This window comes from Aquimarina sp. (assembly GCF_977115655.1).
Genome location: NZ_CDSBKO010000027.1, coordinates 41,605 through 53,334, shown reverse-complemented (window position 1 = coordinate 53,334; position 11,730 = coordinate 41,605). Strand labels below are relative to the sequence as shown.

Sequence of the window (11,730 nt, the reverse complement as noted above, 5' to 3'; positions counted from 1 at the left end):
GATTTGTTTAGAAAACAGGTAGAAGAAACACCTGATAATGTTGCTGTTGTTTTTGGAGAAAAAAGATTGACATATAAGGAGTTAGATGATTTTTCTAATCAATTGGCAAACTATTTGCTATCTAATCACAATCTTAATAAAGAAGATTTAATAGGAGTAATTCTGGATCGTAGTGCAGAGTTGATTATTTCGCTTTTGGCAATCCTGAAAACAGGATGCGCCTATGTGCCTGTTGATCCTGATTATCCCGAAGACAGACAAGAATACATAAAAAAAGACAGTGATTGCGCTATAGTTATTGATTTTTCATTTTTAGAGATTTTCAAAAAAAATAAAGCGAATGTTTCATGTGATTTTCCGGGAATTGATATAGAACCAAATAATTTGGCCTATGTTATTTATACTTCGGGTTCTACAGGTAAACCCAAAGGTGTTTTGGTAGAACACAATAGTTTGGTTCATTTATGTTTCTGGCATCGGGATGCATATAAAATTACCCCACAAAGTAAAAGTACACTCTTCTCAAGCGTAGGTTTTGATGCTTCAGTCTGGGAGATTTATCCATATTTACTTTTTGGAGGAAGTCTGTATCCTGTTTATGAAGAACTTAGGTATGATTTGGATCAATTGCCAAAATTTTTGAATGACCATAAAATTACCCATAGTTACATACCCACCGCATTATGTCATAGTTTTATAGATCAGGAAATGTCATTGCCATATACCACTGTTTTGACAGGCGGGGATGCCCTACATATAAGTAAACAAACAGATATTATTGTTTATAATAATTATGGACCTACAGAAACCACAGTAGTTGCAACTTATTATAAAGTATCTAATGTTGACCGAGGCAAAATTTGTATAGGATCCCCTATTGCCAATACAAATATTTACATATTAAATACTCAAAATGATCTCCTGCCAACAGGGGTTGTAGGAGAGTTATGTATTGGGGGGTCAGGTTTGACAAGAGGGTATTTAAACCAGGAAAAATTAACCAAAGAAAAATTTATAGCGCACCCGTTTATAAAAGGAGAACGCCTGTATAAAACAGGGGATTTGGCATGTTGGAAACCCAATGGTACTATAGAGTTTATTGGTAGAAAAGATAATCAGGTAAAGATTCGTGGCTATCGGATTGAGCTAGGTGAAATTGAAAATGTGTTGTCTGCTATACCCGGAGTTAAGAGCTGTTGTGTATTGGCAAGCGATAATGTAAAAGGAAACAAACGATTAGTAGGATATGTGGTTATCGAAGGCGGTTTGGATAAAGAAAAACTACAAAAAACCTTAAAATTGAGCTTGCCGGAGTATATGGTTCCTCAATTATGGATCGAGTTGGATGAGATGCCATTGACCAGTAATGGTAAAATTGATAAAAAATCCTTGCCAGAGCCAGATGATTCTCAATTGTCCACTCAGAAATATGTAGCACCCCGTAACGATATAGAAGAACAATTGGTTGTTATCTGGCAGGAATTACTGGGTATTGATAAGATAGGAGTACATGATAATTTCTTCGATCTCGGGGGACATTCTTTATTGGTAACCAGGTTAGTATCTATAATTAGGGACAGGATGAAAATAGAATTGCAGATTCGCAATGTTTTTGAGTTTCATACAATTGAAGAGTTATCCTCTTATATAGCATACAAGAAGCTTGGTCTGGATAAGGATAAAGAAAAATACAGTATAACTATCGAATTATAATTTTAATAAGAGGCATGGAGGTTTTAAGTTTTTTTCAAAGATTAAACAACAACGGAGTAAAATTGGTATTGAAAGATGGTTTGTTGAGTGTTAATTCCAATACAGAGATAGCACCTGATTTACTTAAAGAAATAAAAGACAATAAAGAGTCAATCATTCAATATCTGGAAAAATATCAGGATAAAAATTATACAGATGAGTCATTAGAAAAAATAAAGGTTTATGATAGAAACGTTATAAAAAATGTTCCATTATCTTTTAGTCAGGAGCGATTATGGTTTATAGACCAGTTAGAGGGCAGTATTGCATACCATATACCTGTTTTTTTACGATTGCAAGGAGCCGTGGATCTTGGCTTTTTAGAAAAATCATTACGTTGTATTATTTCTCGCCACGAGGTTTTACGCACAGTAATACGTTCAAATCGGGGTATAGGTTATCAGGATGTTATTTCTTCTGAAGATTGGCAATTAGATAAGGTGATCGTAAAAGAAGGTACATCTATAGAAAATTCTTTAGAAAAATATTTTAAACTTCCTTTTGATTTGTCATCCGACTATATGTTTAGGGCATGTTTGTATGATTTGGGTTCAGAAGGGTATATATTGGCAGGTGTTTTTCATCATATAGCCAGTGATGGATGGTCCCAGGGAATTTTGGTTAAAGAATTTACAGAATTGTACAATGCTCTGAAAGAAGGAAGAGAAGCAGTTTTACCTGATTTACCATTACAATATTCAGATTATTCGATTTGGCAGCGAGAGTATGTCGAAGGAGAATTTTTAGAAGGGCAGTTATCGTACTGGGAAGAAAAATTGCGAGGAGTTTCTCCACTATCATTACCAACAGATTATGCGCGTCCTTCCACTCAAAGTTATGAGGGTTCTAAAGTTTCTATTACTTTAAGTCAGGATTTGAGTGCTTCCATATCAGATCTTTGCCATAAGCAAGGAGCTACCATGTATATGGTTTTATTATCAGTATTTAAGGTTTTGTTATTTCGTTATAGTGGTCAGGAAGATATTTGCGTAGGTACTCCTATAGCCAACCGTACCCAGTCAGATTTAGAAGGTATGATTGGTTTCTTTGTTAATACCCTGGCACTTCGTAGTAATTTGAAGGGAACTTCTGGTTTTGAAGATGTATTAAGATTGGTAAAAGATACCACACTAGATGCTTATGATCATCAACTGGTCCCTTTTGAGCGGGTTGTGGATCGTATTGTATCAACTCGGGATATGAGTATGAGCTCGGTATTTCAGGTAATGTTTGTATTACAGAATACACCAGAGATAAGAGATTTCAAATGGAATGAAATGGATGTTTTTTCGTATGACTATGAGGAAACCACTTCTCAATTTGATTTAACATTAACAGCAACAGAGAGTCCTGAAGGTATCGCATTAAGTATAGGGTATTGCACAAATTTATTTGAGAGGTCTACTATTAAACGTATGCTGGGGCATTATAAGGAATTGTTAAATAGTGTGGTCAAAGATAGTACAGTACCTGTTAACCTATTGCCTATGGTAACAAATCAGGAGCAAGAAGAATTGTTGTGCAAATTTAATGATACCACCGCAGAATATCCACAAGATAAAAGCATAGTTGATTTGTTTGAAGAACAGGTTAAAAAAACGCCAGATGCTATAGCTATTGTTTTTGAAAACAACCAATTGACTTATAAAGAATTAGATGAGCGCTCAAACCAACTGGCACATTATCTTCTTCATCAAAAACCAAAATCAGAGCAATTGATAGGTATTTGTTTAGACCGTTCTCTGGAAATGATTGTAGGTATTTTGGGTATTTTAAAATCCGGAGGAGCTTATGTGCCCATAGATCCGGATTACCCATTTGATCGTATCTGCTATATTCTTGATAATGCTGCTATTGAGATTGTACTGACCAGTATTGACAGAAATTTCATTTTTACAAACACAGATGTGTCCAATACAATTTTATTAGATAAAGATTGGGATGTTATAAGCAAAGAATCCATTAAGAGTGCGGGTAAATTGGCACATTCGCAAAATCTGGCATACGTGATCTATACTTCAGGTAGCACAGGCAAACCAAAAGGAGTAATGAATGAGCACAGAGGTGTTGTTAACAGGTTGTTATGGACTCAATCTCACTATAAACTTAATGCAAAGGATTCTATTCTTCAAAAAACTTCTTTTTGTTTTGATGTATCGGTATGGGAATTATTATGGGCGATCACATGCGGAGCCAAATTAGTTTTTGCAAAACCAGAAGGACATAAAGATGCACGCTATCTAAAGGACTTAATAGAGTTACATAAAATTACTACAATTCATTTTGTTCCATCAATGTTGCGAGCCTTTTTGGGAGAAATAAATTTAGGGGATTGTAGTTGTTTAAAACGCGTTTTATGTAGTGGCGAGGCTTTGCTTGTCGATCAGGTAATGTTATTTAGAGAAAAATTCAATAATGTAAGATTAGACAATTTATACGGGCCAACAGAAGCCGCAATTGATGTAAGTTCATGGAAGGTTCCGTTACAAGAAAGTTTATCAAGGGTTTTAATAGGAAAACCAGTAGCCAATACAAATCTTTATGTGTTAGGTAAAGAGGGTCAAATATTGCCAATAGGTGTTGTAGGAGAGCTATGTATTGGGGGGATTCAGGTTGCCAGAGGGTATTTGAACCAGAAAGAATTAACAAACTCAAAGTTTATAGATAACCCTTTTGTTAAAGGAGAGCGCATGTATATGACTGGGGATTTGGCAAGATGGTTATCAGACGGTACAATAGAGTATATAGGCAGAAAAGATGACCAGGTTAAAATTAGGGGGTATCGTATAGAGCTAGGTGAGATAGAGAGTGTGTTGTCTACTATAAAAGGAATTACCGGTTGTTGTGTTTTGGCAAAAGAAGCCCCCGATGGAAACAAACGATTAGTGGGTTATATCTTAGGGGATTTTGATAAGGAAGTAGTTCAAAAAGAGTTAATGTTAAAACTGCCGGAGTATATGGTTCCCCAATTATGGGTAGAGTTGGATACGATGCCATTGACCAGTAATGGTAAGTTAGATAAGAAAGCACTTCCGGAGCCTGATACTTCTCAATTGTCAACACAACAGTATGTCGCACCTCGTAATAATATAGAAAAACAATTGGCTGGGGTTTGGCAGGAAATTTTGGGAATAGACGATATAGGGATCTATGATAATTTTTTTGAATTAGGAGGGCATTCACTATTGGTAGTCCAACTTATTTCACGCTTGCAGGATCATGATTTTCAAATAGGAGTAAAGGATATTTTTATGAACCCTACGATAGCAGGACTAGCTTCAAAGCCATCCTCTTTATCTCCTGCTTATGAAGTTCCTGTAAACAGAATTACTATTGGAGGTGATACCATTACACCCTCTATGGTGCCGTTGTTGGATTTTAATCAGGAAGATTTGGATAAGATCATCAAAGCTATTCCCAAAGGAGCTGCAGCAATTCAGGATATATATCCTTTATCACCTTTGCAGGAAGGGATGTATTTCCATCATTTAATGAGTGATCAAAATGGTGGAGATCCATACGTGACCCCAACATTACTTTCCTTTGATGATCCAGATAGGCGGTCAAAATTTATAGAAGCATTTCGTTATGTGGTTACTCGTCATGACGTACTTCGTACCTGTATTTTGAGCAAAGGATTACCTCATGCAGTTCAGGTAGTTTTAAGAAATGTTAGCGTAAGTATAAAAGAAATATCTTTTACAGCTTCACAAAACATACAGCAAGAATTAAAATCGATAATAGCTTCAGGTAAGCATTGGATAGATTTATCTCAAGCCCCATTATTGCAATTGCAAACAGCCAATGATATAAGCGGTGATTGTTACTATTTATTGTTTAAGTACCACCATGTGATAATGGATCATGTGGGCTTAGAAAAGATTATAGAAGAGATTAAGATATATTTGTCAGGCAACACAGCCAATCTTACTCCCCCTGTATTATATAGGAATTTTATTGCACATGTTCTTCATCAGCAGGCAACCAATGATAGCGAATCCTATTTCCGTTCACGTTTGGGTGTTATAGAAGAACCTACTTTTCCATTTGGTTTGACAGATACTCTGGGAGATGGTGGCGGTATACAGGAAGCAAGTAAAATGTTGCCATCAGATATATCTGCTCAACTTCGTTTGGTTTCCCGTAAACTACAAGTAAGTCCCGCAGTTCTTTTTCATGCCGCATGGGGATTGGTTATAGGCAGGTGCAGTAATAAAGAATACGCTGTTTTTGGATCCTTGTTTTCGGGGCGATTACAAGGTTCATTAGGAGCAGATCAATCTTTGGGGTTGTTTATTAATACATTACCTGTCGTATTACATATAGAAGGTAGCGTATCAGAGTACGTGAATCAGGTAAAACAAGAACTACAAGGTCTGTTGCCTTATGAGCAGACCCCTTTATCTAATATCCAGCACTGGAGTGGTGTCCCCAACGACACCCCTTTATTTAGTGCCTTATTAAATTACCGTCATTCCTCACCTTCTTCGGATACTATAGATACCGATTTAGGGATAACACTTTTGGGGGACAAAGAGCGTACAAACTACCCATTTGAAATAAGCGTAGATGATTTGGGCAAGGATTTTAGTATAACAGCTTATATAGATGGAGACGTTGCACCTTCACGTGTTATTATGTATATGGAAATGGCCTTACAGGGACTTGTAAGGGATTTTGTTAATGAAGATGCTGTTGAGGTTGGTAGTTTAAGTATTTTACCAGAAGCAGAATTAAAATTACTCAATAGTTTTAATGATACCAAAATATCCTATCCATTGGATCAAACGGTAGTTGATTTGTTTTCTGCTCAGGTTTCCCTTACACCATCGGCCACAGCTTTATTATATGAAGGTTTAGAGTTAAGTTATAAGGAGTTGGATGATCGATCCAACCAATTGGCTCGTTATCTAAAAGAAAAGGGAATTGAAAGTGAAGGATTGGTAGGTATCTGTATTACCCGTTCCTTTGAGATGGTTATCGGTGTTTTAGGGATTTTAAAATCCGGGGCAGCTTATGTTCCCATAAAACCTGATTTTCCATCCTCACGTATTTCTCATATTGTAGAAGAAACGAATTGTAGTATAGTTTTAACCGATAGCTTGAGTTTAGCCTCTCTGGATTTGTTGGATGTTACCAAGGTTATACTGGATGGGGATACCCCAGAGTATACAGAATACCCTGTTACATCCCCGGATATTACTATAGCTCCTGATTCTTTAAGCTATGTGATTTATACATCTGGTAGTACAGGGATTCCCAAAGGAGCTATGATCGAGCATCGCGGGTTGTTAAACCATCTTTTACTTATGATAGATGAGTTGGAGATGGATTCTGATAGTGTTGTTGCTTTTACAGCACCTTTTACCTTTGATATTTCGGTATGGCAATTATTGAGTGCTTTAGTATGTGGAGGTCGTGTTGCTATTTATAGCGAAGATATGATTTTAGACCCTCAACTCTTAGAGGGATCTTTATCAGAGGATGGGGTTTCGATACTTCAGTTAGTTCCATCGTATGTTTCAGAATTATTAGATGTTGAAACGCCCAAAGGTCTGTATGCTTTGAAATATTTTTTGGTTACTGGCGAGGCTGTTTCCCGGGGGGTATTATCCAAATGGTTTTCTCACTATCCTGCAATTCCTGTTGTTAATGCGTATGGTCCTGCTGAGGCGGCAGATGATGTTACCTTGCATAAAATGTACGAGGTGCCGGATAGTTCAATGATTTCTATCGGTAGACCTGTAGCCAATATGCAGGTTCATATTCTGGATGCTTCTATGGGTCTGTGCCCTATAGGGGTCATTGGTGAAATTTGTGTAAGTGGAGTAGGAGTTGGAAGAGGATATATCAATGATGCAGAAAAGACAGCCAGCAATTTTATCTCAAATCCATTTTTAGAGGGGGATCGTATGTACCTTACAGGAGATCTGGGTCGTTGGTTAGAAGATGGTAACATTGAGTTTGTTGGTCGAGCAGATGACCAGGTGAAGATCAGGGGATATCGTATAGAGCTAGGAGAAATAGAAAACGCATTATCCACTATAGAAGGGGTTGCTCAGTGTTGTGTTTTAGCTTTAGAAGATGATAAAGGCAACAAGCGTTTAGTGGGTTATGTAGTTAGTTTGGGAGTTTTTGATAAATTTAGTATTCAGGATTCCCTGTCATCACTATTACCATCTTATATGGTTCCTCAATTATGGATTGAATTGGATGAGATGCCATTAACAGGTAATGGCAAGATAGATAAAAAATCATTGCCTTCATTAGATACTTCAACATTGTCTAGGGAATCTTATGTAGCTCCCAGAACGGCTATTGAAGAGCAATTGGTTATGATTTGGCAGGATTTGCTGGGTATTGATAAAGTAGGAGTGTATGACAACTTTTTTGAGTTGGGCGGGCATTCCCTATTGGCTACCAGATTGGTATCCAGACTTCGAAAAGAGGCAGGTGTTGAGGTTTCGATCAGGGACGTATTCACGCATGCTCGATTAGAGGATTTTGGGGTTTACTTGATATCCCAAAAATCAGGAACAGTATTGCCAGCGTTAGGTGCTCAGCCACGCCCGGATCGTATTCCGTTATCGTTTAGCCAGGAACGCTTATGGTTTTTGGATCAGTTAGAAGGTAGCGTAGCCTATCATATTCCTGTAGTTTTACAGGTAAAAGGTAATTTGGATATTGATATATTGGAGACTTGCTTTAGAACTATTGTTTCCCGTCACGAGGTATTGCGCACCATGATCCATTCAGAAGATGGTATAGGTTATCAAGAAATAATTGAATCAGGCGATTGGAGGTTGGATCAGGTTACAGCTCCATCAAAAACATCACTGGAAACTTCAATAGCTTCTTATTTGTGTATTCCTTTTGATTTGGCGAAAGATTATAAATTCAGGGCATGTGTATATGATCTGGGATCAGAACACTATGTTTTGGCAGGGGTTTTTCACCATATTGCCAGCGATGCATGGTCAGAAAACATCTTGGTGGCAGAGTTTGCAGAGTTGTATAGTGCATATCAGGAAGGTCGTAAGGCGTGCTTGCCAGAGTTGTACTTACAATATTCAGATTATGCGATTTGGCAGCGTAAATATATAGAAGGGGAGGTATTAGAGCAGCAGTTGTCTTACTGGAAAGATAAGTTAGAGGGAGTCGCACCATTGGCATTACCCACAGATTATGCTCGCCCATCGGCCCAGGATTATCAAGGCGCTTGCGTTTCCCTTAATTTGGATCCGGATTTAAGCTCGGCACTAGGTTTATTATGCAAACAGGAAGGAGTTACCCTGTTTATGATGATGTTATCGGCATTCAAAGTTTTACTGTATAAATATAGTGGTCAGTCCGATATTTGTGTGGGAACTTCAATTGCCGGGAGAACCCAATCAGAACTGGAGGGAATGATCGGATTTTTTGTCAATACTCTGGCATTACGAAGTAATTTAGGGGATAACCCAAAGTTTAGTGAATTTTTATTAGAAGTCAAGGACACAACTTTACATGCCTATGATTATCAGTTAAGCCCATTCGAGAAAGTAGTGGATCGTGTTGTGGATACACGAGATATGAGCATCAATCCATTGTTTCAGGTAATGTTTGATTTGCAGAACACCTCGAATGAAAATTTAACCTTAAAAGGGATCACTCTGTCTCCTTATGAATATGAAGCAAGCACATCTCAATTTGATTTGAATTTGGTGGCAGAAGAAAGAGAATCGGGGATTTTATTAAGATTAGAATATTTTACCTCTTTGTTCAAGGAGTCAACAGTTAAACGTATGCTATTTCATTATAAAGAGTTGTTGAAAAATATCGTTAGCAATGTTTCCTCTCCTGTAGATTCGTTATCGATGCTACCAAAAGCAGAAGAGGATTTAATTTTAGGAAAAAGTGTTACCATCGAAGGGTTAAGTTTCAATCCGGGCGCAGTTGACTTGGGCAATGCAGTACCAATCAATGTTCGATTTGAATCTATAGCTGCTACAAACCCTGATGTTGAGGCATTGGTGCACAACGAAAAAAGTTGGAGCTATGGAGATCTTAACTCATATTCGAACCAGATAGCCCATAGTTTGTTGTCCTTAAACCTTTCAACCTCTTCAATAGTTGGGGTATATATGGATCGCAGTGTTGAGTTTGTAGGCTGCTTGTTGGGGATTTTAAAATCAGGTCACGTATATACGCCATTAGACACTAATAACCCACCATCCCGTATAAGTTATATGTTGTCAAATAACCCTTTTTCGGTATTGATAACCACAAGTTCTTTATTGTCTGAATTAGGGGGCGTAAAAGATATTGCCGTTTTGGTGATTGATGAGGTTCCGGTTTCATTATCGCAGGAAGAAGCTTTAAAAGACATAGTTGTTTACGATCGGGATATGATTGCAGGTAAACCTTCAAATAACCCTGAAAATCGTAACTCGATGGATAGTTGGGCTTACATTTTATATACATCAGGATCTACAGGTAACCCTAAGGGTGCTATTACCCGCCATGATGGGGCAATGAACCATATTTTGGCAGAATATGCAGTTATGGATTTACCAGAAGGTTTCCGCTTTTTACAGAGTGCGGGTATTGGTTCTGATATTTCTGTATGGCAGATTTTAGGTCCGTTACTAAAGGGAGGGGTTAGTGTTATAGTTGATAAATACGAGTTATTGGAGTATGGGAAATTGTTGAACACACTGATTCGCAGAAGAGTAACCCTTGTTGAGTTTGTTCCAACATATATGTGGGGTTTATTATCATACATAAAAGAGCAGGAAGAAGCGGTTGTTTTAGAAGATCTGTCAAGTATTATGCTGGTAGGGGAATCTATCCCGGTAGCAATGGTTAATGAGTTGAAACGATTATATCCGTCAGTTAGGTTATGGAACGCTTATGGTCCTTGCGAGGCATCAGATGATGTTGTTCAATACGAGATTAAAGATTATTTGGCAGAAACCCGTGTGAGAGTTCCAATTGGTCGTGTTATTCCCAATATGAACGCGGTTATTTTGGATAAATCAGGAGGTTTATGTCCAATAGGGGTTATTGGTGAGATTGGAGTTAGTGGAGTAGGAGTAGGAGCAGGATACTTAGGACTTCCGGATCGTACATCTCAGAGTTTTATAGAGAATCCTTTTAGAGATTTGTTAGGAGCTGTTTTGTATAAGACAGGAGATATGGGTCGTTGGTTAGAAGATGGAAATATCGAATTTATTGGTAGAGAAGACCATCAGGTCAAGATCCGAGGGCATAGGGTAGAGTTAGAAGACATTGCATCGACTTTACGTAAAGATGGGTATGTTGAGGATTGCCATGTGCTGGTTCATAGAGCAGGGGGAGAGGATTTGGTATTATGTTTTGTAGTGTTGAGTTCAAAAGGAATATTGTATGCTTGTGAATCTTCTATTACCGAAGCTTTGCATTTGCTGTGTAAAGAGGAACTACCAAGTTATATGCATCCTTCCCATTACCATATTGTAGAAGAGTTTCCATTGAATTTGAGCGATAAAGTAGATGGAAAAGCATTGTTACAGATTTTCTTATCAGATTATGATGGAGGAGCGAGTTTTTCTAAAAACGTTTATGAGGCACCAAGAAATACAATAGAAGAACATTTGGCAGATATCTGGCAAGAGTTGTTACATATAGACAACGTAGGTGTTTATGACAATTTCTTTGAGCTGGGAGGTCATTCATTGTTAGCAACACGACTGGTATCTATGATCCGTAAGCAATTACAAATAGAAGTAGCTATAAAAGATATATTCGAATTTAATACCATAGACGAATTGGCATCGCATATAGAATTTATTAATCTGGATCTGGGAGGGGATCAAAACGAAGATGCAGAACAATATAATGTATCCATCGAAATATAACTCTAGTTATAAAATGAACCGTGATAATTAATTTGATACAAATCTAATTAAAGGATTATGGGCAAATTCTATACTCGTGCTTAGCATAGCCGAAGTATGC

General features: G+C 37.5%; 2 protein-coding genes and 1 pseudogene. All 3 read left to right on the top strand.

The annotated features are described in order from the left end of the window. Positions 1-3: 3 nt before the first annotated feature. Positions 4-1,362, top strand: a pseudogene (locus ACZIYX_RS12705) (amino acid adenylation domain-containing protein); the annotation flags it as partial. After that, positions 1,351-1,713 carry a phosphopantetheine-binding protein gene (locus tag ACZIYX_RS12700; protein WP_462682627.1) on the top strand — a complete coding sequence of 121 codons (363 nt, stop codon included), beginning with the start codon at positions 1,351-1,353 and terminating at the stop codon, positions 1,711-1,713. The pseudogene ACZIYX_RS12705 and the gene ACZIYX_RS12700, both read left to right, overlap by 12 nt. Before the next feature lie 14 nt (positions 1,714-1,727). Continuing rightward, positions 1,728-11,630, top strand: coding sequence for an amino acid adenylation domain-containing protein (locus tag ACZIYX_RS12695; protein ID WP_462682622.1), 9,903 nt, complete (start codon positions 1,728-1,730; stop codon positions 11,628-11,630). Positions 11,631-11,730: the final 100 nt, after the last annotated feature.